Below are 22,408 nucleotides of genomic sequence, written 5' to 3'. Positions count from 1 at the left end.
TCCAACGCTTTTCGCACCTACGTTTTCCATGGCCGATGCATCCGCCGCGCGCACCCGAGCGGTTTTCGAATTCAAGAGCGCGACGCTGCCGCTGATCGCCGTGATCCTCAAGACGGCGGACCTGGGCGTGCTGGCCGAAGCGCTCGACCTGCAGCTCGCCGACTCCCCCGATTTCTTCGACCAGGAGCCGGTGGTCATCGACCTCTCGCAACTCCCTCAGGCCGATGCGGGGCCGGGCATCGATTTCGCCGCGCTGCGCGCCCTGCTGGCGCGCCACCAGACGCAGCCGATCGCGGTGCGCGGCGGCAGCGATGCACAGAACTTCGCGGCGCGGGGCGCCGGCCTGTCGGTGACGGCAATGCCGGTGCCGCCGACGCCCAGCGCGCGGCCGCCCGCGCCGGCGGCCGAACCCCCGCAACCCCAGATCGTGCGCGAGGTGCCGGTGCCGGCCCATGGCACGCTGGTGATCGACAAGCCGCTGCGCTCGGGCCAGCAGGTCTATGCGCGCGGCGGCGACGTGGTGGTGACCGCGGTGGTGAGCTTCGGCGCCGAGGTGATCGCGGACGGCAACGTGCACGTCTACGCGCCGCTGCGCGGCAAGGCGATCGCAGGGGCGCGCGGCAACACCGAGGCGCGAATCTTCACCACCTGCATGGAAGCGCAGCTGGTCGCGATCGCGGGCATCTACCGCACCGCGGAAGTCGCGCTGCCCGCGGAGATCGCCGGCAAGCCGGCACAGATCTCGCTGGATGGAAAAAAGATCGTGATGAGCGCGATCGAGTGACGCGCATCGGCTCGCACACCTGAACGAACGAAACAGAAGAGAAGGACTGGAATGGCCAAGATTGTGGTGGTGACCTCGGGCAAGGGCGGCGTCGGAAAGACGACCACGAGCGCGAGCTTTGCATCGGGGCTCGCGCTGGCGGGCAAGAAGACGGCCGTGATCGACTTCGACGTCGGCCTGCGCAACCTGGACTTGATCATGGGTTGCGAGCGGCGCGTGGTCTACGACCTGATCAACGTGATCCAGGGCGAGGCCAACCTGAGCCAGGCGCTGATCAAGGACAAGCAGTGCGACAACCTGTTCGTGCTGGCCGCCTCTCAGACGCGCGACAAGGACGCGCTGAAGCAGGAGGGCGTCGAGAAGATCCTGAACGAGCTCAAGGAGCAGGGCTTCGACTACATCGTCTGCGACTCGCCCGCGGGCATCGAGACCGGCGCGCTGATGGCGATGCACTTCGCCGACGAGGCGCTGATCGTGACCAACCCCGAGGTCTCCTCGGTGCGCGACTCGGACCGCATCCTGGGCATGCTGGGCTCCAAGACCAAGCGCGCCAAGGAAGGCGGCGAGCCGATCAAGGAGCACCTGCTGATCACGCGCTACAACCCGAACCGGGTGGCGGGCGGGCAGATGCTGTCGCTGGAGGACATCCAGGACATCCTGCGCATCAAGCTGATCGGCGTGATTCCCGAATCGGAAAGCGTGCTGCAAGCCTCCAACCAGGGCATCCCCGTGATTCACGACCAGGAGAGCATCGTGGCCCAGGCCTATGCCGACGTCATTGCGCGATTCCTCGGCGAGGACAAGCCGATGCGCTTCGTCGACGCCGAGAAGCCCAGCTTCTTCAAGCGCTTCTTCGGGGGGAGGTAAGGGATGTCTTTCCTCTCGTTCCTGTTGGGCGAAAAGAAAAAGACGGCAGCCGTCGCCAAGGAGCGGCTGCAGATCATCCTCGCGCACGAGCGCAGCAGCCTGAGCGGCAAGCGCCGTCCCGACTACCTGCCGGAGCTGCAGCGCGAGCTGATCGCGGTGATTTCCAAGTACGTGTCGATCAATGCCGACGACATCAAGGTCCACCTGGAGAAGCAGGACAACCTCGAAGTGCTCGAGGTGAAGATCGAGCTGCCGGACGGGACCGCGCTGGCGGCGCGCTGAACGGCCCCGGTCAAGCCTTCGAGATGAAGGCGGCCACCTGCTGCAGTACCGAGGGCTCTCTCAGGATGCGGCGGTGGCCCAGGTCCTGCGTCGCGACCAGCTCTGCGCCGGCGATCGCGTCGCGGTAGGCCACGCCGTCGGCGAAGCGGTTCACGCGGTCGTCGCGGTCATGCACCACCAGCGTGGGCTGGGCGATGCGCGGTCCGACTGCAGCGGGCTCCAGCAGCGGCATCAGGATGCCCTCGCGCGCCTCGATGCGGTGCTGCATGGCCGCACGCGTGCGCTCGCTGAGGCCGAACACATGGGCGAAGTAGCGGGTGAACGCATGCGGCGACGCGGGCGGCGCCAGCAGCACCAGGCGGTCTGCGCGCAGGCCGCGGCTGGCCGCGTAGGCCAGCGCATTGGCGCCCAGCGAGTGGGCCGCGATCGCCTTGAGCGCCGTGCCCTCCAGCGCCAGCCGGGCCGCCACGTAGTCGATGGCCCGCGCGAACTGCGGCAGGTTGCTCACCGTCCCGGCGCTTCTCCCATGGGCCGGCATCTCCAGCAGCAGCGGTGCGAAGCCGGCGGCTGCAAGGGTTTGCGCCAGCGGCAGCATCTGGCCGGCATGGCCGCCCCAGCCATGCACCAGCAGCACGCGCGGCACCTCGGGCGAGGCCGCGTCGGGCGTGTAAAGGCCCAGGTTGGCGTTCTCGAAGGACCAGGACTCGCGCTGCCATCCGGCACCGGGGCCATGGCGGCGGTTCAGCCATTTGAGTGGCAGCGGCGTGCCGAACAGCCGGTAGGCCGCACGCACGCCGAGCGCGGGCCAGGCCCGCTGCGATGCGCCGAGAGCCAGGCGCAAGGCGCGCATCCACGGGCTGGCACCGTAGTAATTGGAGGCCGCGGCGGAGCGGGCGGCGGTGGACGTGGCAGTCGTCATGGCGGGTTCCTTGTTGTTCAGTACCAGACCCAGTCTTCGTTGCTCCGGGGAAGGCTGCGGAGCGTGTCGGCGGCCGAACGCAGGCCGAGGCCGACGAGGCAGGCCCCGATGAACAAGAGAGCGATCAACATGGTTTTCTCCTTTATCGCACGAGTGTGCGAAATATGAACGAGCGAAGGGCAAGGGCGGCAGTCATCGGGGTCTCAGGCGCGGTAACTGGCCAGCAGCCGCTGCCAGGTGAGCTGGGCGCGGTCGGCGGCGCGCGTGTCTCGCAGGAAGCGCGCGTCGTGCAGCAGGGACATGATCAGGCCGTTGATCTCGCTGACGAGTTGCGCGGGATCGGTGTCGGCCCGCAGCTCGCCGGTCTCGATGGCCTGCAGCACGGTGCGGCGCAGGGCGGCGCGCCAGCGCGTGACCTCCTCGACCAGCAGATCACGCAACTCGCCCTCGCGGTCGTCGAACTCGAAGGCGCCGGCGGTGTAGATGCAACCGGTCTCGGTCTCCACGTCGCGGGTGCGAACGATCCAGCGCGAGACGATCTCGTCCAGCCGCGCCAGGCCCTTGGGCTTCTGCATCGCGGGCACGAAGACGTCGGCCAGGAAGCGGCGGCCGAACTCCTCGATCACGGCCTTCTGCAGCGCCTCGCGCGAGCCGACGCGGGAGAACACACCGCTCTTCGACAAGCCCAGGCGAGTGGCAACGGTCTGCAGGGTGATGGCGTCAAGGCCCTCTGCGGCGGCAAGGTCCATCGCCGCGCCGACGATGGCCGTGCGGGTCAGCTCGCTCTTCTGGGTCTTGGCGTCCATGCCTTTGAATTTAGCACATGCGTGCGAAATTGCAAGACAGGAAGAATTGGGGCGTTTGCGACTTCCATCCAGCGGGGGTGTGGGCGTATCGTGGCGGCTCCAACCACAACCCGGAGTGAAGCATGGCAACAAGCAGCAAGACGAGCAGCACAGCCGGCGCCAAAAAGGCGCGGCCGACAGCCGCGGAGGATGTTCAGGAGGCCTTCGTCAAGCCACTCAAGGGCATGGCCGAACGCCTGCAGAATCTCCCGCTGGCCGGCGCAGCCAGCACCATCGTCGAGAGCGGGCGCAAGGACCTGCAGGCGCTGATGGAGGCCAATGAGCGGTCCTATCAAGGTCTGCAGGCCGTGGTGGCGCGTCAGACCGAGATGCTCAAGGCCTCGATCGTCGACTGGCAGGGCACGGTGAAGGGCATGTCGCCCGCCGAGCCGCGCGAAAATCTTGCCAAGCTCGATGCCATGGGCAAGGCCGCCTTCAAGCAGGCGCTGGACGACATCCGTGAGCTGTCGGAGCTGGCCGCCAAGTCGCAGGCCGAGGCCTTCGATATCGTGAGCCAGCGCATCCGCGCCAACGTGGACGAGGTCAGCAAGCTGCTGAAGACGCCGCGCAAGTAGGGGTGCGGGGGTGCGGGCAATGCCGGGCGGCACCCGCTCTACCCGCCATTTTGCGAAAAAGGTCCGTGACGGCGCTTCCAGGAAGCGTACATTGGTCTCTTTCGTCTGCGATCGGAGCGATCTTGGCAAAGGCATCGACTTCTCTTCCCACGCGCAACCCCGCCTCCACGGCGGCCGAGGAGGCGCGGGAGCGGCTGAGGCAGGCCCTGCCTGCCACGGTCAACCTGTTGAAGCAGCGCCAGGCCGACCAGATCGCCGATGCCGACATCGAGGCCTACGTGGCGTTGAACTGGCTCGAGTGGCATGGCGGCGGGCTGCGCCTGACCATCACCGGAAGCAACGTCTGCGCGCAGACGGCCGCAGCCGCCGCCTGATCCCCCTGCGTCAGTTCGACGCGATGATGTGGGCAATCAGCCCGGTCGCGATGGCAGCCAGCACGAAGTCGCCGTTCGCGCTCACCCAGTGATAGCCGCTGGGCGGCGCCTGCAGCCGGTGGGCACGCCAGTCGCCCACCTCCTGGTAGTGGCCGCGGTAGACCGGCGGCAGGTAGCCGCCGCGACGCCAGGCGCGGCGCTCCTCCCAGCGGCGATGGTCGTCCCGTGCTTCCCATCGTCCGCGCTGGCTGTAGTGGTGATCGCGCTCGTAGCGCTGCGAATAGCGCGGACCGTCCTGGTCGTGATCGCGGTCGTAGCGCTGCGAATAGCGCGGACCGTCCTGGTCGTGGCGGCTGTAGCGGTCGCGATGGCCGTGCCATTCGTCCTGCGCCAGCGCGCTGCCGGCCATGCCGAGTGCCAGCATGGCGGCGACGACGCTTGTACGGATCCTGCTGCGCTTGTTCATTGCGACTCCTTCAGTGCGTTGGAACATGGGTGCAGTATGGAAAGCCCATGTATCGCCCCGGCCCGCCGGTGATGTGGCGGGCATGAAGGGTGTAAGCGCGGGTAAAGGGGCCGCTGGGAAGCTTCTCAGGGCGCGCTGCCCTGCGGGCCCACGGAAGGCGGCGCGCTGCGGCCCTGCCCGCCGGGCAATTTGCGGCCCAACGATTCGCCGAAGTTGCGAATGGGCCTGCTGGCGCGCTCGGAGGTGTTGCTGACGCCCCGGCGCGTGGCCGAGTCGGCGCGGTCGATGCTGCGGCCTGCGGCATCGGAGCCGCGCTGGATGCCGCCGAGCACCTTGTTGTTCTGCGGCGGCGACTTGAGCGTGTGGGCACGCTGGGCCGTGGGCGGATCGTTCGCGTTCTGCGCGGATGCCGCCACCGGCAAGCTCAGGCAGGCCGCGAGTGCGGCGGCGCAGGCGCACGAGAGGGGTTTGATGGTCATGAGTCGATCTCCTCGAATCGGATGCTTCATTGGTCGTCAGCGACGGCGGCACGCGCCATCCGCTCGCTCTTCCAGTACACGTCGTCGCCGCCATCCACGCGGTTCAGCACGCGCGCCAGCACGAACAGCAGGTCGCTCAGGCGGTTGAGATACTGGCGTGGCGCATCGTTGAGCTCGGCCTCGGCGCCGAGCGCCACGAGCGCACGCTCGGCACGCCGGGCGACGGTGCGGCACACATGGGCCTGCGCCGCGGCGCGAGTGCCGGCCGGCAGGATGAACTCGGCGAGCCGCGGCAGCGCGGCGTTGTGCTCGGCCAGCGCATTGTCCAGCTGCAGCAGCGCCTCGCCCTTCAGCAGGGTGTAGCCGGGCATCGAGAGCTCGCCGCCCAGGTTGAAGAGCTGATGCTGCACGTCGACCAGCAGCTCGCGCACCGGTGCCGGCATCGGCTCGCAGAGCAGCAGGCCCACGTGCGAGTTGAGCTCGTCCACTTCGCCCATCGCGTGCACGCGCCGGTGGTCCTTGGGAACGCGCGTGTTGTCGCCGAGGCCGGTGGTGCCATCGTCGCCGGTGCGCGTGGCGATCTGTGTGAGTCGGTTGCCCATGTGGCTGTCTTCGTGGAAGGTGGTTCGTAGAATGGTAGCCCCCTCAGGAGACCCGCCGATGAACGCGCCAACCGCCCTCTCCCAGCTCACCCCTGCCATCGCGCTGCGCGAGGTGCCGGCCGCCCTGATCGAGGCCTTGAAGGCCCGCTTCGGCGACAACTGTTCCACGGCGCTCGCGGTGCGCACGCAGCACGGGCGCGACGAGTCTTCGTTCGACGCGCCGCCGCCCGCGGCGGTGGTCTTCGCAGAGCGCACGCAGGACGTGGCCGATGCGGTGAAGCTCGCGGGCGAGCACAGCGTGCCGGTGATCCCCTTCGGCGTCGGCTCCTCGCTCGAAGGCCACCTGCTGGCGGTGCAGGGCGGCATCAGCATCGACGTGAGCCGCATGAACCGCGTGCTCTCGGTCAATGCCGAAGACCTCACGGTGACGGTGGAGCCCGGCGTCACGCGCAAACAGCTCAATGAAGAGATCAAGAGCACGGGCCTGTTCTTCCCCATCGACCCCGGCGCCGATGCCTCGATCGGCGGCATGACGGCCACGCGCGCGAGCGGCACGAACGCGGTGCGCTACGGCACCATGCGCGAGAACGTGCTGGCGCTCGAGGTGGTCACCGCGAGCGGCGAAGTGATCCGCACCGGCACGCGCGCGAAGAAGTCATCGGCCGGCTACGACCTCACCCGCCTCATCGTGGGCAGCGAAGGCACGCTGGGCGTGGTGACGGAGATCACCCTGCGCCTCTATCCGCTGCCCGAGGCGGTGTCGGCGGCGATCTGCTCCTTCCCGAGCATCGAGGCCGCGGTGCGCACCACCATCGAGATCATCCAGCTGGGGGTGCCGATCGCGCGCGTGGAACTGATCGACGTCAACACGGTGCGCATGGTGAACAGCTATTCCAAGCTGGCGCTGCGCGAGGAGCCGATGCTGCTGATGGAGTTCCACGGCTCGCCGGCCGGCGTCAAGGAGCAGGCCGAGACGGTGCAGGAACTGGCCAGCGGCCACGGCGGCAAGGCTTTCGAATGGGCCAGCACGCCGGAGGAGCGCACGCGGCTGTGGACCGCACGGCACAACAGCTACTTCGCGGCGGTGCAGTCGCGCCCGGGCTGCCGCGTGATCTCCACCGATACCTGCGTGCCGATCTCGCGGCTCGCGGACTGCCTGCTCGAATCGGTGGCCGAGGCCGACGCCAGCGGCATCCCCTACTTCCTCGTCGGCCATGTGGGCGACGGCAACTTCCACTTCGGCTATCTGCTCGACCCGAACGCGCCCGAGGAGCGGGTGACGGCCGAGAAGCTCAACCACGCACTGGTCTCGCGCGCGCTGGCGCTCGAAGGCACCTGCACCGGCGAGCACGGCGTGGGGCTGCACAAGATGGCCTTCCTGGTCGACGAAGCCGGCGCCGGCGCCATCGACATGATGCGGACCATCAAGCGCGCGCTCGATCCGAAGAACATCATGAATCCGGGGAAGATCTTCAACCTCTGACGCGCCAAGAAAAAGCCCGGCGCTCCAGGAGGCCGGGCTTTGTTGTGCGCCGACCGAACTTCGGCGCTTCCTCTCTGATTACCTGCGGCGCGCCGGGGCCCGCTCGGCCGGTGCCGAGGTCTGCGAAGGCGCGACGCCACCGTCCACGCCCAGCCGGCCACCGCCGCCCAGGCCCTGGCCTTGCACCGTCTGCGCCTTGTAGTTGCGCAGCGAGACGACCATCTGGTTGAAGGCGTCCATGAAGGCGGCGCTGATCACCTTGCCCTGTGCCGTGTTGGTGTAGCCGCCCAGGCCGCCCGCCCCGCCGCCGCCGAAAACGGAGCCGAAGGCGCCGAAGTCGGTCTTGGAGGCGCTGCCCTCGGAGGCTGCGACCTGCACGCCCGAACGGTTGTCGATCAGGGTCAGGAGCGCACTGGCTTCCTTGGTCTGGAGATTGCCGCCCACGGCCGCCAGCACGCCGCTGTAGCGCCCGCCGACCAAGCCGCCAAGCCCGCCGCCCATGCCGCCGGCATTGCTGTTGCTGAAGACGATCTCGGGCGACAGGCCGTAGTCCGAAGCGACCATCTGGCCGCGGCCGAAGTTGCTGCCCTGGCGCATCTCGCCCGAGGCCATCAGTTCGCGCTCGCGCCCCATGGCGTTCATGCCCGCGGCGCCGCGCTCCACGACCACGAAGCAGTTGGACTGCTGCACCAGCAGGCGCAGCAGGTTGGCGGTGGGCGGGAGGCGGTATTCGTTGCGCAGGATGGTGTACCAACCGGCCGACTGGTTCTCGATCAGCGAGACGGTGCCCAGCGGCGAGGCGCAGCGCTCCAGCGAGCCGCTGGCGTTGGCCGAGGCGGTGCCGGCGGCGCTGCCGGTCGCCATCGTCTTCGCGCTCTGGCTGCCCATCTGCATGTCGGTGGTCTGGCAGCCGGTCAGGAAAAGCGCACCCACGGCGATGGCAAGCGAAAGACGGGCGGAGTTCATGGTCGGATTCCCTCTGAATACTTTCAGGCTATTAGGTTAGAAAAAGTAACCGGCAGAGCATAGGTGCAAAGAAGCCTCCGGACAACCGTCCGGAAGCTAGGACTTCCCCACTTTGCAACTAGGCCGTTTGGCGGATGCGGTCGATGAGGCCGTTGAGGGCTTCGAGGGAGCCGAAATGGATGGCGAGCTCGCCGCTCTGCTCGACCTTGCCCCCCCGCTTGCTGCGCTTCTTGATGCGCACCTCGACTTCGGCGGCCAGCAGGTCGGCCAGTTCTTCCTCGACCCGCTGCAGGTCGCGCGACTTCTCCACGCCGCCGCGCCGCGCCGGCGGCCGCAGGCTGAACTCGGCCCCCAGCTTCTTCACCAGCGCCTCGGCCTCGCGTACCGAGAGCTTCTTGGCCGCAATCTGGTTGGCCGCCGTGATCTGGGTGGCCTTGTCCAGCGACAGCAGCGCGCGCGCGTGACCCATGTCGATGTCGCCCGCCATCAGCATGGCCTGGGCTGGCTCGGCAAGGTTCAGCAGGCGCAGCAGGTTGCTGGCGGCACTGCGCGAGCGGCCGACCGCCTGGGCCGCCGACTCGTGGGTCAAGCCGAACTCGGCGACCAGGCGCTGCAGGCCCTGGGCCTCCTCGAGCGGGTTGAGGTCCTCGCGCTGGATGTTCTCGATGAGCGACATGGCCGCCGCAGCCTCGTTCGGCACATCGCGCACGAGCACGGGCACGGTGTCGAGGCCCGCCAGCTTGGCGGCGCGGAAGCGGCGCTCGCCCGCGATGATCTCGAACTCGGCATTGTTGTTGGCGCGCGATGCGTCCCCGTCCAGGCGGCGGACCAGGATGGGCTGCATGATGCCCTGTGCCTTGATGCTCTCGGCCAACTCGTAGAGCGCGCCCTCGTCCATCCGGGTGCGCGGCTGGTACACGCCGGGGACCATCTGGTCGAGGTTCAGGATGGTCGGATTGGGCGGCGCCGCGTCGTCGTTGGCGGAAGTGTCCGGGCCGGTGAAGGTGGGCCCGAGAAGGGCTTCGAGTCCACGGCCGAGGCCCTTGGGTTTTTTGGTGGCCATCGAGTTCATTCTTCTTTCAGGAGTTCGTTCAGCAGTTGGCGGCCCGCGGGCCAGTCGCCCAGGCCGGATTCGCCGTTGAGATGGCCGCCCGGGCCGGCATCGTGGTAGCGGGCGCCCCAGTCGCGAGCCAGGCCGCGCGAGCGTTCGGCGCTGCAGTAGGGATCGTCGCCGGCGGCGATCATCAACGCACGAAACGGCAGGGGTTGGCGCACGATCGGCGCCCAGCCGGGAATCAGCTGGCGCAGATCCTCCCGCTCGAGATCGCCCGGGGCGACCAGGAAGGCCGCCTGCACCTTGTGGGTGTTGCGTGAATGGGCGGCCCAGGCGGCCACCAGGATGCAGCCCAGGCTGTGGGCCACCAGGGCCACGGGTCCCGGCGAAGCCAGCACTTCCTCCTCCAGCCGGGCCGACCAGTCGCCGCGCAGCGGCCGCATCCATTCATGCTGCTCGACGCGGCGGTCGCCATGCACGGCCTCCCAGCGGCTTTGCCAGTGCGGAGCATCGCTGTTCTGCCAGCCGGGCAGCAACAGGATGGTGGGCGCGGTCATCTGCTCCAAAATTGATAGCAAGAAGTTTCGATCCGGCGGCCTTCAGAGACCATGCGGATCCTGGACGACGACAGGCGGCGCATCCATCGGCACCGGTGCCGCCGCCGCGGTGGCACCCGCCATCGCGCTGGCCGGCGGCATCTTCCGGACCAGTTCCTCCGCAAAGGCGATGAACGCCTGGCTGCCGCGCGCGGCCGGATCGAAGATCACGCCCGGCAGGCCGTAGCTCGGCGCCTCGGCCAACCGCACGTTGCGCGGGATCACGGTGTCGAAGACCTTGTCTCCGAAATGGGACTTGAGCTGCTCGCTGACCTGCTGCTGCAGTGTGATGCGTGGGTCGAACATGATGCGCAGCAGGCCGATGATCTGGAGGTTCTTATTGAGGTTGGCATGCACCTGCTTGATGGTGTTGACCAGGTCCGTCAGGCCCTCGAGCGCGAAGTACTCGCACTGCATGGGCACGATCACGCCGTGCGCGGAGCACAGGCCGTTCAGCGTCAGCAGGCTCAGGCTGGGCGGGCAGTCGATCAGGATGAAGTCGTACTCGGCGCCGACGGCAGCCAGCGCGGTGCGCAGCCGCTTCTCGCGGCGATCGAGCGTCACCATCTCGACCTCCGCGCCCGCCAACTCGCGGTTGGCGCCCAGCACGTCGTAGCCGCACTTCTCGGCCCTCACCCGCGCCTCGGCCACCGAGGCCGACTCGAGCAGCACGTCGTACACGGTGGTCTCCAGCTGGCGCTTGTCGATGCCTGAGCCCATGGTCGCGTTGCCCTGCGGATCCAGGTCGATCATCAGGACCCGCTGATCGACCTTGGCCAGCCCGGCCGCGAGATTGACGGTGGTCGTGGTCTTGCCCACGCCCCCCTTCTGGTTCGCGATGCAGAAGATCTTCGCCATGCTACTGGGACGCCGCCAGCTTCACGCCAAATCCGATCAGGAAGACGCCCGCCAGTTTTTCAAGCAGGGCCTTGATGCGCGGATTGGCACGCAGCCGCTCCGCCAGGAAGTGCGTGAGCAGCGTGGCACCCAGGCAATAGGCGAAGGTCAGCGCTGCAATCGTCAGTGCCATGACGCCGAAGGTCAGCAAGCCCTGATGGCGCGCCGGGTCGACGAAGAGCGGGAAGAAGGCCATGTAGAAGACGATCGCCTTCGGATTCAGGAGCGTGATCATCAGCGCCTGCCGGAAGTATTGGCGCGGGCGGATATTGATTACCGGCGCGGCGCCTGGCTTGGTGGTCAGCATCCGGAAGCCCAGCCAGGCCAGGTAGGCAGCGCCCAGCCACTGGACGGCCTTGAAGGCCGGCGGATAGGCGCTCAGCAGTGCAGCAACTCCCGCCACGGCAGCCCACATCAGGATCTGATCGCCGGCAATCAGGCCGAAAGCAGCCGCCAGCCCGCCGCGGATGCCACCCTTGCCGGTGGAGGTGATGATGGCCAGATTGCCCGGCCCGGGAATCGCCAGAAAAATGATGATGGCGACAACGAATGCGCCGTAGTCAGCGATGCCGAACATGGAAATTGCCTCGGAAAGGGAGGCTTCGAGTCTAAGCGAGGTCGATGCGCGGACGGCTGCTCAAGCGCTCTGTTTTCGCGCCCAGACGATGCAGCGGTCGGCATCCAGCCCCGGAACGCTCAGCTGTTCCACGTGAAACACCTCGATTTCAGCGGGCACCTGCGACAGTTCCTCGCTCGGCATCTTGCCTTTCATGGCGAGCCACCGCCCGCCGGGCGCGAGCAGATGCTTCGACCCTTCAAAAAAGTCCGACAAGGAGGCGAAGGCGCGCGAGCTGATCAGCTCGTAGCTGCCGGTCAGCGATTCCACCCGAGCGTGCAAGCCACGCAAGTTGACCAGACCGAGCTCCGCCGCGACCTGCTGGACGAAGGCAGCCTTCTTGGCCACCGCATCCAGACAAGTGACGGCGATGTCGTCGCGCAGGATCGCGATGACAACGCCCGGCAACCCCGCACCAGCGCCCACATCAAGCAGCGCCGCCCTCCCCGGCCACTCGCGGGCCAAGGGTTGGATGACGGACAGGCTGTCAAGCAGATGATGGGTCAAGACGCTCGCCGGGTCTCGCAATGCGGTCAGGTTGTAGACCTTGTTCCACTTCAGGATCAGCGCGCCATAGGCCAGCAGTTGCTCGCTTTGCCGGTCGTCCAGGCTCAGCCCAAGTGTCGCTGCACCTTCGCGCAGCTCCCGATCGGCGCTCATTCGCCGACTTGCTGCGGTTCGGCCGAGGGGCTGTCCTGTGCGAAGGCGCGGTGCCCGCCCTTTCGCAGATGGATCATCAGCAGCGAGACGGCAGCCGGGGTCACACCCGAAATGCGTGAGGCCAGCCCGAGTGTTTCGGGGCGATGCTTGGCCAACTTCTGCCGGACCTCGAAGCTCAGCGCCTTGACTTGGCTGTAGTCTAGGTCAGCCGGCAACTTGAGATTCTCGAAATGCGCCGCGCGCTCGACCTCGTCGTGTTGGCGATCGATGTAGCCGGCGTACTTGGCGGCAATCTCGATCTGCTCGATCTCCGCCGCACCGAGCGGCTGGTCCGTGGCGTATTTGCCGCCGTCCAAGGACATCAGGGAGACGTAGTCGACGTTGGGCCGCCGCAGCAGGTCGCCCAAGTTGTACTCGCGCTCGATCGCCTTCCCGAGCACACGCTCCGACTCGCTGGCCGGAAGATTCCGCGGGTTCACCCAAATCGAGCGAAGTCGCTCTGTTTCACGTGAAACAAGGTCGCGCTTGCGCGAGAAGGCATCCCAACGCGCGTCGTCGACCAGGCCCAGCTTGCGGCCGGCCTCGGTCAGGCGCATGTCGGCGTTGTCCTCGCGCAGCTGCAGCCGGAACTCAGCGCGGCTGGTGAACATGCGGTAGGGCTCGGTCACGCCCTTGGTGATCAGGTCGTCGACCAGCACGCCCAGGTAGGCTTCATCGCGGCGCGGCAACCATGCCGCCTCGCCCCGGCACAGCAGCGCCGCATTGATGCCGGCGAACAGGCCCTGCGCCGCCGCCTCTTCGTAACCCGTGGTGCCATTGATCTGCCCGGCGAAGAACAAGCCCTGGATGGCGCGCGTCTCGAAGCTGCTCTTGAGTTCGCGCGGATCGAAGTAGTCGTACTCGATCGCGTAGCCGGGCCGCAGGATATGCGCGTTCTCCAGCCCGGCCATCGAGCGCACCAGCTGGTACTGGATGTCGAAGGGCAAGCTGGTCGAGATCCCGTTCGGGTAGTACTCGTTGGTGGCCAACCCCTCGGGTTCCAGAAAGATCTGATGGCTCTCCTTGTCGGCAAAGCGGTTGATCTTGTCTTCGACGCTCGGGCAGTAGCGCGGCCCCACCCCGTCGATCTTCCCGGTGAACATCGGGCTGCGATCGAAGCCGGACCGGATGATCTCGTGCGTGCGGGCGTTGGTATGGGTGATCCAGCAAGGCATCTGCTGCGGATGCATGTCCGTGCGCCCCATGAAGCTGAAGACCGGCATGGGCCCTGCCCCACCCGGCATGCCGTCGCCTGGCTGCTCCACGCACCTGGAAAAATCGATGCTGCGCCCATCCAGCCGCGGCGGCGTGCCGGTCTTGAGCCGTCCTTGCGGCAGCTTCAGCTCCTTGAGCCGTGCCGAAAGGCTGACCGCCGGCGGATCGCCCGCCCGCCCGGCCTGGTAGTTGTCCAGGCCCACATGAATGCGACCGTCGAGAAAGGTCCCGGCCGTCAACACCACGGCGCGCGCGCGGAAGGCGATGCCCACCTGCGTTACCGCACCCACCACCCGGTCGCCCTCGACCATCAGGTCGTCGACCGCCTGCTGGAAGAGCCAAAGACTCGGCTGATTCTCCAGCCGGCGCCGGATCGCCGCCTTGTAGAGGACCCGGTCCGCCTGCGCCCGCGTCGCGCGCACCGCCGGCCCCTTGCTCGAATTGAGGATGCGGAACTGGATTCCGGCCTCATCGGTCGCGATGGCCATCGCACCACCGAGCGCATCGACCTCCTTCACCAGGTGCCCCTTGCCGATCCCGCCGATCGACGGGTTGCAGCTCATCTGCCCCAGCGTCTCGATGTTGTGGGTGAGCAGCAGCGTGCGGGCCCCCATGCGCGCAGAGGCCAGCGCGGCCTCTGTGCCGGCATGGCCGCCGCCAACGACGATCACATCGAATTCTTCGGGATAGAGCATGGGGAGGGGGCGCACCTGCGCGTGCGCTTGCGGAAAGGGGCGTCGATTTTAATCGCGCAGACGACTCCGGGAGGAGCGCAGGGGCAAGGGCCGTGGCCGTGGCGCGCGCCGCCAGGTCGCCTGCCGCCTTTGTGGTCTGCTATCTTTTTTATAGCAAACGAAGCTCGGCCGGTGCCTGCAGCAGCGAGGCCGAACCCGCGGCAACGGGGCTGATCGGAATGGGCTTCTCGATGCCCACCAGCTGCCCGCTCGGCACCGGGCCGGCCGAGGCCACCAGGCGCTCGTCCTGCAGCTCGTGCACGCTCATCGTCTTGCCGGTCATGCGCACCGGCCCGAAGAAGGTGCAGAAGGCCACATCCTTCGCATCGCGGCCGGTGCCCACGCGCACCAGCCGGTCCACCGGCGCCATGCGCGTGGCATCGAAGAGCACCCACTGGCCGCCCAGCCAGGCCTCGAACACCGCATGAAAGTCCTGCGGCGGCTCGTCGAACCAGACATAGCCCACCACCAGGCGCGCCGGGATGTTGAGCGCGCGGCAAAAGGTGATGCCCAGGTGCGCGAAGTCGCGGCACACCCCTGCGCGCTCGACGAACACCTCGCGCGCCGTGGTGGTCGAGTCGCTGATGCCGGGCTCGTAGACGATGCTGTCGTGGATCCAGTCGGCAATCGCCTGCACGCGTCCGATGCCCGCCGGAAGATCGCCGAAGAGCTGCTGCGCGCAACGCGACATCAGGTCCGACTCGCAGTAGCGACTCGGCATCAGGTAGTGGAGGATGTCGTTCGGCACCTGATTGACCGGCAGCTCCGCGAGCTCGGCCGGCAGCAGCACATGGTCGCGCTGGATCTGCGCGCGATAGTGGATCTTCAGCGGACCCGGCGGCGCATCGAAGCGCACGAAGCGGTTGCCGCTGCTTTCGTCGCAGAAGGCCTCCCGCGGCACTGCCGGCTCGATCACCAGCGACTCGCTGGCAACCGCCTGCGCACCGTTGCGTGCGGCCTCGATGTTGAACACCAGGTGCGCCGGCGCTTCGACTTCATAGTCCAGCACCGCTTCTACGTTCGAGACATGCATATTCCTCCCCGGGCCGCGACGGAAGCCGCCGCGGCGTTGTCAGTCCAAGGCTTTCTTCGTGGCGCCGATACCCAGCGCCGCCAGCACCAGGAAGAGAACGGCCAATATCAGGAACAGGCCGAACAGCAGCTTGGCTATCCCGGCTGCGCCTGCGGCGATGCCGCCGAAGCCGAGCCCGGCCGCGATCAGCGAGATGATCGCGAAGATGATGGCGTACTTCAACATGGAGGGACTCCTTCGATTGCGGACTCCGCCGCAGTGCAACGCAGAATAAGAAGGACCTCTCCCGCCACCGATAGTCGGCCCGCCTGAGGCACCGTAGGACAAAAACGCGGCGCGGCCGAAACCGCTAGCATCCCCTGCTCTCCCCCAGACCGTTTTTCAACAACCATCGGAGTCTTTCGCATGAAGCTGTACTACTCGCCCGGCGCTTGCTCGTTGTCGCCGCACATCGCGCTGCGCGAAGCCGGCATCGCCTTCGAGCCCGTGCTCGCCAGCACCAAGAGCCACAAGCTGCAGGACGGCACCGACTACTACGGCATCAACCCCCTCGGCTACGTGCCGATGCTCGAGCTCGACGACGGCACGCGGCTGCGCGAAGGCCCGGCCATCGTGCAGTACATCGCCGACCTCGCCCCCACCAAGAACCTCGCGCCGGCTGCCGGCACGCTGTCGCGCTATCGGCTGCAGGAGTGGCTCACCTTCATCGGCACCGAGATGCACAAGACCTACTCGCCCTTCTTCAATCCCGCCATGCCCGACGAAGCCAAGGCTGTCTTCAAGTCCAAGCTGCAGTCGCGCTACGAGTGGCTCGACCGCGAGCTCGCCGGCAAGGAATACCTGATGGGCGACCACTTCACCGTGGCCGACGGCTACCTGTTCACCGTCACCAACTGGGCCAAGCCGGTCGGGATCGACCTGTCGCCCTACCCGAACGTGCAGGCCTGGCATGCCCGCGTCGGCGCCCGGCCGAAGGTGCAGGAAGCGCTCAAGGCCGAGGGCCTGAGCAAGTAATCCCGCACGCGCGCGGCGTCGCTCAGCGGTCCAGCGGCCGCTGACGCCACGCCAGCGCTGCGCCGATCCACAGCGCCACGGCCGAGGCCACGAGGCCGCGCGCCAGGCCACCGGCGCCGTCGGAGATCCAGCCCGTCACGGTCGGTCCGACGATTTGTCCCAGCGCGAAGACGATGGTGAAGGCGCTGATGCCGCTCGCCCATTGCGCATCCGGCAGGTTGTGGCGCACCAGGGCCGTGGTCGAGGCCACCACCGACAGGAAGACCGCGCCGAACAGAAGGCCCGACACGAGGGCCACCGGCCATGCGCCACTGAGCACCGGAAGCAGAGTCGCCAGCCCCAGCAGCGCATTGAGCAAGGCCTGCGGCCCGCCGCCGCGAAAGCGGTCCAGCAGGCCTGCCCAGAGCCGTGCCGAGGCCACGCAGGCCACCCCGAGCAGCGCGTAGAAGGCCGTGATGCTGCCCGGGCTCGCCCCCTGCTCGCGCAGCAGCGCGATCACGAAGGTCATGTAGCCGATGTAGCCAACGCCGAACATGGCGTAGCCCGCGAGCGCCCAGGTCAGGCGAAGCACGACGTTGCCCGGCGCGGCGGCCGTTGCCGGTGACGCCGCAGCGGCGGTGGGCGCATAGGCCGGCATCGCACGCGCGGCGCTGGCCAAGAGCGCCGTCGCCGCCACGCAGGCCAGCGCCAGCGCCCACCACGCCCACGCCCACCCATGCGCCTGGCCGGCCGCAGCCTGCAGCACCAAGGGCACCAGCAAGGCCGACAGCGTGATGCCGAAGCCCGTGCCGCCGTAGTAGAGGCCCAGCAGCAGGCCCGCGCGCTCGGGACGAAGCGCGCCGAGGCGAGCGGCCAGCAGGCCGCCCGCGACGAAGACCCAGGCACTCGCAACCCCGGCGAGGAAGCGCTGGACCAGCAGGGCCGGTGCCGAGGTGAAAAAACCGCTGGCCGCCATGAACAGGCTGGCCCAGACCGCACCGCCCACCAGCAGACGCAGCGGCCCGAAGCGCCGCATCAAGGCCGGCGTCATCAGCGCGCCGAGCAAGTAGCCCGCGGCATTGGCTGTGTTCATGCCGCCTGCGAGCGTGTAGCTCCAGCCCAGGTCGGCACGCATCGGCGGCAGCAGCAGGCCATAGGAAAAGCGCGTGATGCCCAGCGAGACCGCCGCCCCCAGCGACAGCGCGAGCGCAAGGCGCAGAGCCTGGGCGGGCGTGAGCGTGGCGGCGCGATTCATCGGGGACGGCCATTCTGCGGCATGCCTTGGCAGCAGTGCGACAACCCCGTGACAGCACGGCCGAACGGATCGCATTACCGTCGGACCCAACCCCTTCACAACAAAAGGCAAAAAGGATGTCCTCCCTTTTCGATCCGATCCAGGCCGGCGACCTGAAGCTTGCCAACCGCATCGTCATGGCACCGCTCACGCGCAACCGCTCGCCCCACGCGGTGCCGCCCCCCATCGCCATCACTTATTACGCCCAGCGCGCCGGCGCCGGACTCCTGATCACCGAAGCCACCGCCATCAACCACCAGGGCCAGGGCTATGCCGACGTGCCCGGCCTCTACGCCGGCGAGCAGCTCCAGGCCTGGAAGCGCGTCACCGATGCCGTCCATGCCGAGGGCGGCAAGATCGTCGTGCAGCTGTGGCACGTGGGCCGGGTTTCGCACCACGAGCTGCAACCGGGCGGCGGCAAGCCGGTGGCTCCGTCGGCCATCGCGGCCAAGACCAAGACGGTGCTGATCAGGGACGGCGTGCCCACCTTCACCGAGACCTCCGAGCCGCGCGCGCTCGACGCCGCCGAGCTGCCCGGCATCGTCCACGCCTACGCAGCAGCGGCGCGCAACGCCGTCGAGACCGCAGGCTTCGACGGCGTCGAGATCCATGCCGCCAACGGCTACCTGCTCGACCAGTTCCTCAAGACCGGCAGCAACCATCGCACCGACGACTACGGCGGCAGCATCGAGAACCGCGCCCGCCTGCTGCTCGAGGTCACGCGCGCGGTGGTCGACGCGGTCGGCGGCGGCGTGACCGGCATCCGCCTGTCGCCCGTCACGCCGGCCAACGACGTGCACGATGCCGATCCGCAGCCGCTCTTCGAGTACGTCGTGAAACAGCTCGCGCCGCTGGGCCTGGCCTACATCCACGTCATCGAGGGCGCCACCGGCGGGCCGCGCGAGCTGGAGGACCGCCCCTTCGACTACGAGGCCCTGAAGGCCGCCTATCGCAAGGCCGGTGGCCAGGCCGCCTGGATGGTGAACAACGGCTACGACAAGCCGCTGGCCGAAGCCGCACTGAAGGAAGGCGACGACCTCGTGGCCTTCGGCAAGCCCTTCATATCCAACCCCGACCTGGCGCGCCGCCTGCGCGAAGGCGCGCCGCTCAACCCGTGGGACAAGGGCACCTTCTACGGCGGCGGCGAGAAGGGCTACATCGACTATCCGGCGCTGGACTGATCCTGGTCCTCGGGCGGCGCGCCGAAAGCCACGCTGACCCGCAGCCCGCCCGCCTCGCCGGCGGGCTCGAAGCGCAGGGGGGCATCCAGCAGCGCGGCATAGCGCGCCACGATCGCCAGCCCGAGGCCGGCGCCCTGCCCCAGCTTCGTGCCCTCGGGCCCCTGCGACCAGCGCTGCACCAGCGCCCGCTGCAACTCGGGCGCGATGCCCGGACCGTCGTCGATCACGGCCAGCGTGCGCTCGGTCAGCGCGATGGTGATGGTGCGGCCGCCATAGCGCAGCGCGTTGTCGATCAGGTTGTCGAGAATGCCCTCGACCAGCGCGGCATGGGCCAGCACCGTCACTGGTGCCTCCAGCCCCAGCGCGCCGAGGTCCACGCCCTGCGCATCGGCGCGCGCGAGATGGCGCAGCACCGCCTGTTCCACCAGCACGTCCAGCCGCAGCGGCTCGCGTTGCAGCCCGGTGCGCGCTTCGTCGGCCAGCGCCAGGCCGAGCAGCTGATCGACCAGCCGGCTCGCGCGCGCCTGGCTGGCGGCGATCTGCTGCAGCTGCTCACGCCACACGGCGGGCGCCTGCTGCGCGAGCCCGTAATCGGCCAGCGCGCGGATGCCCGCCAGCGGCGTGCGCAGCTCGTGCGCCACGTTGCCTGCGAACTCGCGCTGTGCGCGCACGCTGTGCCCGAGGCGCTCGAACAGCGCATTGAGCGTCTCGCCCAGGCGCTCCAGCTCGCGCGAGCTGCGCGCCACCGGCACGGGCGCCAGGTCGCGCGCATCGCGCCGGTCCAGCGTCCGGCGCAGTTCGCCCAGCGGCCGCAGCTCGCTCTCGATGCCGCGCCACAGCCAGACGGCGAGCAGCGCCAGCAGCACCAGCTGCGGCGCCAGCGAGTAGACCAGCAGCCGCTCGACCAGCGCGCTGCGCGCCCGCGTGGTCTGCGCGATCACGACGCGGAAGGCATCGGGCGGCTCATGGTTCAGCACCACCGCGCGCAGCGCCTGCCCCTGGTAGTCGATGTCGGAGAAGCGGTAGCGCACGCCCTGCTCCGGCGCCGGCGCCGCCAGGCCCGCATGGCCCGCAAGCAGCGAGCCGTCCTTTCGGAGCACCGCGAAGTACATGTTCTCGGACTGATCGAAGAGCACGCTCGTGACCTCCCGCGGCGTGAGCTCCAGCCGGATCTCGCGACCGCCGGACTCGACGTTGGCCGAGACGGCGTAGGCGTCGTCGAGCAGCGCACGATCGAAGGCCTGTTCGGTGAAATGGCCGGCCACCGCCACCGCCACCGCAGTGCCCACCAGCCAGGTCAGCGCCAGCGGCAGCAGCACCCGCCGCAGCATGCGCCCGCTGAGCGGGGGCGCGCCCGCCGACCGGCGTGCCGGCGCGCCGGCGACGCTCACACCGCCGCTTCCAGCAGGTAGCCGATCCCGCGCAGCGTGCGGATGGCCGCGCCGCTGCCGACCAGCTTCTTGCGCAGGCGCGAGATGAAGGCTTCCAGCGCGTTGTCGCCCAGCGACTCGTCGAAGGTCGAAAGCTTGTCGGACAGCGTCCGCTTGCTGACGGTGCGGCCCGGGGGACTCATCAGCTCCCACAGCACCTCGAACTCGCGCGCCGGCAGGTCCAGCGGCGCGCCGGCCACCGCGAAGCGGCGCGCCTTGCGGTCGAGCTTGAGCCGGCCCAGCGTCGCGATGTCCTCGGTGCCTTGCGCGCGCCGCACCAGGGCGCGCAGGCGCGCCTCCACCTCGGCCAGGTCGAAGGGCTTGCCGAGGTAATCGTCGGCGCCGGCATCGAGGCCGGCGATGCGCTCTTCGGTGCGATCGCGCGCCGTCAGCACCAGCACCGGCGTGCGGTCGCCACGCGCACGAGCGTGGCGCAGCACGGTCAATCCACTCGCCAGGCCGCTGGTCTCGCTGGCGGTGGCGGGCAGGCTGAGATCGAGCAGCACGGCATCGAACAACTGCACGCGCCAGAGGTGGTCCGCGTCCTCGGCATTGGCCGCCACGTCGACGCGGTGGCCGGCATCGCCGAGGCTGCGCAGCACCACGCCGCGCAGCACGGCATCGTCTTCGACCAGGAGGATTCGCATGAAAAAGGAAGAAGCGGAGGAAGGGATCGGGACCACGCCCTCGCCCTGCCCATGCAAGGACCGCGGGGTGACGAGCGGCCACGAGGATACGACAGGACAGCAGGCTGCGCGCCGCAGTTCCCCGGCCTGCGAGAGGCCCGCATTACCCTTCAGCCAATGTGCGATGCATCGACCTTGACATTGCCACCGTGGCAGAGTCGACACTGACGCTTCAACCCCCTCAAGGAGCAACGATGAGCCAGAAATTCCAGGTGTCGGGCATGAGCTGCAACCACTGCGTCACTGCCGTCCAGAACGCGGTGCAGGCGGTCGATCCCAAAGCGCAGGTCACCGTGGATCTCGAAACCGGCCATGTCGACGTGTTGAGTACCCAGCCGCGCCAGGATCTCGCCCTCGCCATCGAGAACGCCGGCTACCGGGTCGAATAACCGCCGCGGCCCGCCGGCGGCCCATCGCCGGCCATCGAAACTATTGAATACCTTTGTTTCAAAGTGCAAAATGCGCGCTGCACTTGCATTCAACACAAAGGCAAAGGGCTCCCATGCTTTCGAGTCTTCTTCCCCCGTCGGTTCGTGAAGCCGCCTACCGGCGCAAGTTCCTGGAGAACCGGGAGGAGAACCTGTTCATGGGCTCCTTCGACAGCTTCGCCGCCGCCGAGGCCGGCGCGCCGCCCTCCAAGGCTGTCGGTTACGACAACGCGCCGGCGGACGCCTTCTACAGCCATCAGGTCGCCTTCTACGACTATCCGGGCCTGTTCTGGATCGGCCGCGCGCTCGACGACGGCATGCGCAGCGTCTTCGACCTGGGCGGCCACGTCGGCATCAAGTACTACGCCTTTCGCCGCATGCTCCACTACCCGGCCGATCTGCGCTGGACGGTCTGCGACGTGCCCACCGTGGTCAAGACGGGCCGCGAGCTCGCGGTCCAGCGCGAGGTCAGCGCGCAGCTGAGCTTCAGCACCGACTTCCGGGACGCGAGCGGCTATGACGTGCTCTATGCCTCCGGCAGCCTGCAATACCTGCCGCAGCGCATCTCCGAGATCATCGCGGCGCTGCCGGTCAAGCCGCGGCGCATCGTGCTGAACACCACGGCCGTGCATCCGGAGCGCACGCTCTACACGCTCAACAGCATCGGCTTCGCCGTCTGCCCCTATCGCATCCAGCACCACGACCAGCTGCTCGCGGAACTGGCGGAGTCGGGCTACAAACGGCGCGACGCCTGGCGCAACGAGGGCAAGCCGATCGAGGTGCCCTTCGTGGAGGGCGGCGACAAGGCGTACTACGCGGGGTGCTGCTTCGACCTGCACCAGGCCTGAAGCTGCCGCAGCCAAGCCGCAGCCTGACCGCCGCCGTTGCCGAGATCGATCGGCCTGCCGAG

General features: G+C 68.2%; 27 protein-coding genes. 10 read left to right on the top strand and 17 right to left on the bottom strand.

Annotated elements, in window-relative coordinates; all coding sequences use genetic code 11:
- The first annotated feature begins 28 nt into the window (after nucleotides 1-28).
- From minC to minE, 3 genes are read left to right on the top strand one after another with little or no spacing between them, the layout of a single operon-like run.
- Entirely contained in the window at nucleotides 29-784 is a 756-nt protein-coding gene (minC, locus tag AC3A6Y_RS04020; RefSeq protein WP_487866935.1) for a septum site-determining protein MinC, read from the top strand.
- 51 nt (nucleotides 785-835) lie between these two features.
- The gene (minD, locus tag AC3A6Y_RS04015) at nucleotides 836-1,651 is read left to right on the top strand and encodes a septum site-determining protein MinD (protein WP_487866934.1); all 816 of its coding nucleotides are present in this window, start codon (nucleotides 836-838) and stop codon (nucleotides 1,649-1,651) included.
- Between the two features lie 3 nt (nucleotides 1,652-1,654).
- Nucleotides 1,655-1,933, top strand: a complete 279-nt coding sequence (minE, locus tag AC3A6Y_RS04010) for a cell division topological specificity factor MinE (RefSeq protein WP_487866933.1) — start codon at nucleotides 1,655-1,657, stop codon at nucleotides 1,931-1,933.
- A 10-nt stretch (nucleotides 1,934-1,943) separates the two neighbouring features.
- Here the strand turns inward: minE and AC3A6Y_RS04005 are convergent, their stop codons facing one another.
- Both AC3A6Y_RS04005 and AC3A6Y_RS04000 read right to left on the bottom strand, forming a co-directional pair.
- Nucleotides 1,944-2,852, bottom strand: coding sequence for an alpha/beta hydrolase (locus AC3A6Y_RS04005; protein ID WP_487866932.1), 909 nt, complete (start codon nucleotides 2,850-2,852; stop codon nucleotides 1,944-1,946).
- 203 nt (nucleotides 2,853-3,055) lie between these two features.
- On the bottom strand, nucleotides 3,056-3,658 hold the full coding sequence (locus tag AC3A6Y_RS04000; protein WP_487866931.1) for a TetR/AcrR family transcriptional regulator: 603 nt from the start codon (nucleotides 3,656-3,658) through the stop codon (nucleotides 3,056-3,058).
- A 122-nt stretch (nucleotides 3,659-3,780) separates the two neighbouring features.
- Here AC3A6Y_RS04000 and phaP point away from each other — a divergent pair, with 122 nt between their 5' ends.
- Entirely contained in the window at nucleotides 3,781-4,272 is a 492-nt protein-coding gene (phaP, locus tag AC3A6Y_RS03995) for a TIGR01841 family phasin (protein ID WP_487866930.1), read from the top strand.
- Between the two features lie 122 nt (nucleotides 4,273-4,394).
- Nucleotides 4,395-4,646, top strand: a complete 252-nt coding sequence (locus AC3A6Y_RS03990; RefSeq protein ID WP_487866929.1) for a hypothetical protein — start codon at nucleotides 4,395-4,397, stop codon at nucleotides 4,644-4,646.
- A gap of 10 nt (nucleotides 4,647-4,656) precedes the next feature.
- Here AC3A6Y_RS03990 and AC3A6Y_RS03985 read toward each other — a convergent pair whose 3' ends face one another.
- From AC3A6Y_RS03985 to AC3A6Y_RS03975, 3 genes are all read right to left on the bottom strand, one after another.
- A complete protein-coding gene (locus AC3A6Y_RS03985; protein WP_487866928.1) occupies nucleotides 4,657-5,112 on the bottom strand; it encodes an RcnB family protein in 456 nt (151 codons plus the stop codon).
- A gap of 125 nt (nucleotides 5,113-5,237) precedes the next feature.
- Nucleotides 5,238-5,591: a hypothetical protein gene (locus AC3A6Y_RS03980; RefSeq protein ID WP_487866927.1), complete on the bottom strand. Its 354-nt coding sequence runs from the start codon at nucleotides 5,589-5,591 to the stop codon at nucleotides 5,238-5,240.
- A gap of 26 nt (nucleotides 5,592-5,617) precedes the next feature.
- On the bottom strand, nucleotides 5,618-6,193 hold the full coding sequence (locus AC3A6Y_RS03975) for a cob(I)yrinic acid a,c-diamide adenosyltransferase (protein ID WP_487866926.1): 576 nt from the start codon (nucleotides 6,191-6,193) through the stop codon (nucleotides 5,618-5,620).
- 58 nt (nucleotides 6,194-6,251) lie between these two features.
- Here AC3A6Y_RS03975 and AC3A6Y_RS03970 point away from each other — a divergent pair, with 58 nt between their 5' ends.
- Nucleotides 6,252-7,676, top strand: coding sequence for an FAD-binding oxidoreductase (locus AC3A6Y_RS03970; protein ID WP_487866925.1), 1,425 nt, complete (start codon nucleotides 6,252-6,254; stop codon nucleotides 7,674-7,676).
- 78 nt (nucleotides 7,677-7,754) lie between these two features.
- Here the strand turns inward: AC3A6Y_RS03970 and AC3A6Y_RS03965 are convergent, their stop codons facing one another.
- The 9 genes from AC3A6Y_RS03965 to AC3A6Y_RS03925 all read right to left on the bottom strand — a co-directional run bounded on the left by AC3A6Y_RS03965 (nucleotide 7,755) and on the right by AC3A6Y_RS03925 (nucleotide 15,711).
- The gene (locus tag AC3A6Y_RS03965; RefSeq protein WP_487866924.1) at nucleotides 7,755-8,642 is read right to left on the bottom strand and encodes a CsgG/HfaB family protein; all 888 of its coding nucleotides are present in this window, start codon (nucleotides 8,640-8,642) and stop codon (nucleotides 7,755-7,757) included.
- Nucleotides 8,643-8,760: 118 nt separating this feature from the next.
- Nucleotides 8,761-9,705, bottom strand: coding sequence for a ParB/RepB/Spo0J family partition protein (locus AC3A6Y_RS03960; RefSeq protein ID WP_487866923.1), 945 nt, complete (start codon nucleotides 9,703-9,705; stop codon nucleotides 8,761-8,763).
- Between the two features lie 5 nt (nucleotides 9,706-9,710).
- Nucleotides 9,711-10,253 carry an RBBP9/YdeN family alpha/beta hydrolase gene (locus tag AC3A6Y_RS03955; RefSeq protein WP_487866922.1) on the bottom strand — a complete coding sequence of 181 codons (543 nt, stop codon included), beginning with the start codon at nucleotides 10,251-10,253 and terminating at the stop codon, nucleotides 9,711-9,713.
- Nucleotides 10,254-10,295: 42 nt separating this feature from the next.
- A complete protein-coding gene (locus AC3A6Y_RS03950) occupies nucleotides 10,296-11,150 on the bottom strand; it encodes a ParA family protein (protein WP_487866921.1) in 855 nt (284 codons plus the stop codon).
- A 1-nt stretch (nucleotide 11,151) separates the two neighbouring features.
- Nucleotides 11,152-11,766 (bottom strand): LysE family transporter, encoded by a 615-nt coding sequence (locus tag AC3A6Y_RS03945; protein WP_487866920.1) that lies wholly within the window; start codon nucleotides 11,764-11,766, stop codon nucleotides 11,152-11,154.
- A gap of 60 nt (nucleotides 11,767-11,826) precedes the next feature.
- Entirely contained in the window at nucleotides 11,827-12,465 is a 639-nt protein-coding gene (rsmG, locus tag AC3A6Y_RS03940; RefSeq protein WP_487866919.1) for a 16S rRNA (guanine(527)-N(7))-methyltransferase RsmG, read from the bottom strand.
- Nucleotides 12,462-14,414: a tRNA uridine-5-carboxymethylaminomethyl(34) synthesis enzyme MnmG gene (mnmG, locus tag AC3A6Y_RS03935; protein ID WP_487866918.1), complete on the bottom strand. Its 1,953-nt coding sequence runs from the start codon at nucleotides 14,412-14,414 to the stop codon at nucleotides 12,462-12,464. The genes rsmG and mnmG overlap by 4 nt, the downstream gene beginning before the upstream one ends.
- Before the next feature lie 148 nt (nucleotides 14,415-14,562).
- Entirely contained in the window at nucleotides 14,563-15,486 is a 924-nt protein-coding gene (locus AC3A6Y_RS03930) for a transglutaminase-like domain-containing protein (protein WP_487866917.1), read from the bottom strand.
- 39 nt (nucleotides 15,487-15,525) lie between these two features.
- On the bottom strand, nucleotides 15,526-15,711 hold the full coding sequence (locus AC3A6Y_RS03925; RefSeq protein ID WP_487866916.1) for a DUF1328 family protein: 186 nt from the start codon (nucleotides 15,709-15,711) through the stop codon (nucleotides 15,526-15,528).
- A 180-nt stretch (nucleotides 15,712-15,891) separates the two neighbouring features.
- On the opposite strand from AC3A6Y_RS03925, the gene gstA reads away from it, so the two are divergent.
- Nucleotides 15,892-16,500 carry a glutathione transferase GstA gene (gene gstA / locus AC3A6Y_RS03920; protein WP_487866915.1) on the top strand — a complete coding sequence of 203 codons (609 nt, stop codon included), beginning with the start codon at nucleotides 15,892-15,894 and terminating at the stop codon, nucleotides 16,498-16,500.
- 22 nt (nucleotides 16,501-16,522) lie between these two features.
- On the opposite strand, the gene AC3A6Y_RS03915 is transcribed toward gstA, so the two are convergent.
- Nucleotides 16,523-17,734 carry a YbfB/YjiJ family MFS transporter gene (locus AC3A6Y_RS03915; RefSeq protein ID WP_487866914.1) on the bottom strand — a complete coding sequence of 404 codons (1,212 nt, stop codon included), beginning with the start codon at nucleotides 17,732-17,734 and terminating at the stop codon, nucleotides 16,523-16,525.
- 116 nt (nucleotides 17,735-17,850) lie between these two features.
- On the opposite strand from AC3A6Y_RS03915, the gene AC3A6Y_RS03910 reads away from it, so the two are divergent.
- Nucleotides 17,851-18,954 carry an alkene reductase gene (locus tag AC3A6Y_RS03910; protein ID WP_487866913.1) on the top strand — a complete coding sequence of 368 codons (1,104 nt, stop codon included), beginning with the start codon at nucleotides 17,851-17,853 and terminating at the stop codon, nucleotides 18,952-18,954.
- On the opposite strand, the gene AC3A6Y_RS03905 is transcribed toward AC3A6Y_RS03910, so the two are convergent.
- Together AC3A6Y_RS03905 and AC3A6Y_RS03900 are read right to left on the bottom strand one after the other, a co-directional pair.
- Nucleotides 18,936-20,285, bottom strand: a complete 1,350-nt coding sequence (locus AC3A6Y_RS03905; RefSeq protein ID WP_487867789.1) for a sensor histidine kinase — start codon at nucleotides 20,283-20,285, stop codon at nucleotides 18,936-18,938. The two genes, AC3A6Y_RS03910 and AC3A6Y_RS03905, sit on opposite strands and share 19 nt — an antisense overlap.
- 56 nt (nucleotides 20,286-20,341) lie before the next feature.
- The gene (locus AC3A6Y_RS03900; protein ID WP_487866912.1) at nucleotides 20,342-21,031 is read right to left on the bottom strand and encodes a response regulator transcription factor; all 690 of its coding nucleotides are present in this window, start codon (nucleotides 21,029-21,031) and stop codon (nucleotides 20,342-20,344) included.
- Nucleotides 21,032-21,264: 233 nt separating this feature from the next.
- On the opposite strand from AC3A6Y_RS03900, the gene AC3A6Y_RS03895 reads away from it, so the two are divergent.
- Nucleotides 21,265-21,459: a heavy-metal-associated domain-containing protein gene (locus tag AC3A6Y_RS03895; protein WP_309960883.1), complete on the top strand. Its 195-nt coding sequence runs from the start codon at nucleotides 21,265-21,267 to the stop codon at nucleotides 21,457-21,459.
- Nucleotides 21,460-21,572: 113 nt separating this feature from the next.
- A complete protein-coding gene (locus tag AC3A6Y_RS03890; protein WP_487866911.1) occupies nucleotides 21,573-22,346 on the top strand; it encodes a TIGR04325 family methyltransferase in 774 nt (257 codons plus the stop codon).
- Nucleotides 22,347-22,408 lie beyond the last annotated feature (62 nt).

The sequence above is a fragment of the Variovorax sp. Soil_C_17 genome (genome assembly GCF_057657265.1).
Note: the sequence above shows the minus strand (reverse complement) of the source record. Positions and strands in the feature narration are given on the sequence as shown.

Excerpts from the sequence above, each read along its gene's own strand:
- minC (WP_487866935.1), top strand. The coding sequence starts at position 29 with ATGGCCGATGCATCCGCCGCGCGCACCCGAGCGGTTTTCGAATTCAAG.
- minE (WP_487866933.1), top strand. The coding sequence starts at position 1,655 with ATGTCTTTCCTCTCGTTCCTGTTGGGCGAAAAGAAAAAGACGGCAGCC.
- gstA (WP_487866915.1), top strand. The coding sequence starts at position 15,892 with ATGAAGCTGTACTACTCGCCCGGCGCTTGCTCGTTGTCGCCGCACATC.
- rsmG (WP_487866919.1), bottom strand. The coding sequence starts at position 12,465 with ATGAGCGCCGATCGGGAGCTGCGCGAAGGTGCAGCGACACTTGGGCTG.
- AC3A6Y_RS03930 (WP_487866917.1), bottom strand. The coding sequence starts at position 15,486 with ATGCATGTCTCGAACGTAGAAGCGGTGCTGGACTATGAAGTCGAAGCG.
- AC3A6Y_RS04005 (WP_487866932.1), bottom strand. The coding sequence starts at position 2,852 with ATGACGACTGCCACGTCCACCGCCGCCCGCTCCGCCGCGGCCTCCAAT.
- AC3A6Y_RS03915 (WP_487866914.1), bottom strand. The coding sequence starts at position 17,734 with ATGAATCGCGCCGCCACGCTCACGCCCGCCCAGGCTCTGCGCCTTGCG.
- AC3A6Y_RS03925 (WP_487866916.1), bottom strand. The coding sequence starts at position 15,711 with ATGTTGAAGTACGCCATCATCTTCGCGATCATCTCGCTGATCGCGGCC.
- AC3A6Y_RS03900 (WP_487866912.1), bottom strand. The coding sequence starts at position 21,031 with ATGCGAATCCTCCTGGTCGAAGACGATGCCGTGCTGCGCGGCGTGGTG.
- AC3A6Y_RS03910 (WP_487866913.1), top strand. The coding sequence starts at position 17,851 with ATGTCCTCCCTTTTCGATCCGATCCAGGCCGGCGACCTGAAGCTTGCC.
- AC3A6Y_RS04000 (WP_487866931.1), bottom strand. The coding sequence starts at position 3,658 with ATGGACGCCAAGACCCAGAAGAGCGAGCTGACCCGCACGGCCATCGTC.
- AC3A6Y_RS03985 (WP_487866928.1), bottom strand. The coding sequence starts at position 5,112 with ATGAACAAGCGCAGCAGGATCCGTACAAGCGTCGTCGCCGCCATGCTG.
- AC3A6Y_RS03970 (WP_487866925.1), top strand. The coding sequence starts at position 6,252 with ATGAACGCGCCAACCGCCCTCTCCCAGCTCACCCCTGCCATCGCGCTG.
- AC3A6Y_RS03950 (WP_487866921.1), bottom strand. The coding sequence starts at position 11,150 with ATGGCGAAGATCTTCTGCATCGCGAACCAGAAGGGGGGCGTGGGCAAG.
- AC3A6Y_RS03905 (WP_487867789.1), bottom strand. The coding sequence starts at position 20,285 with ATGCTGCGGCGGGTGCTGCTGCCGCTGGCGCTGACCTGGCTGGTGGGC.
- AC3A6Y_RS03945 (WP_487866920.1), bottom strand. The coding sequence starts at position 11,766 with ATGTTCGGCATCGCTGACTACGGCGCATTCGTTGTCGCCATCATCATT.
- AC3A6Y_RS03895 (WP_309960883.1), top strand. The coding sequence starts at position 21,265 with ATGAGCCAGAAATTCCAGGTGTCGGGCATGAGCTGCAACCACTGCGTC.
- AC3A6Y_RS03890 (WP_487866911.1), top strand. The coding sequence starts at position 21,573 with ATGCTTTCGAGTCTTCTTCCCCCGTCGGTTCGTGAAGCCGCCTACCGG.
- AC3A6Y_RS03980 (WP_487866927.1), bottom strand. The coding sequence starts at position 5,591 with ATGACCATCAAACCCCTCTCGTGCGCCTGCGCCGCCGCACTCGCGGCC.
- AC3A6Y_RS03955 (WP_487866922.1), bottom strand. The coding sequence starts at position 10,253 with ATGACCGCGCCCACCATCCTGTTGCTGCCCGGCTGGCAGAACAGCGAT.
- AC3A6Y_RS03965 (WP_487866924.1), bottom strand. The coding sequence starts at position 8,642 with ATGAACTCCGCCCGTCTTTCGCTTGCCATCGCCGTGGGTGCGCTTTTC.
- AC3A6Y_RS03975 (WP_487866926.1), bottom strand. The coding sequence starts at position 6,193 with ATGGGCAACCGACTCACACAGATCGCCACGCGCACCGGCGACGATGGC.
- minD (WP_487866934.1), top strand. The coding sequence starts at position 836 with ATGGCCAAGATTGTGGTGGTGACCTCGGGCAAGGGCGGCGTCGGAAAG.
- AC3A6Y_RS03960 (WP_487866923.1), bottom strand. The coding sequence starts at position 9,705 with ATGGCCACCAAAAAACCCAAGGGCCTCGGCCGTGGACTCGAAGCCCTT.
- mnmG (WP_487866918.1), bottom strand. The coding sequence starts at position 14,414 with ATGCTCTATCCCGAAGAATTCGATGTGATCGTCGTTGGCGGCGGCCAT.
- phaP (WP_487866930.1), top strand. The coding sequence starts at position 3,781 with ATGGCAACAAGCAGCAAGACGAGCAGCACAGCCGGCGCCAAAAAGGCG.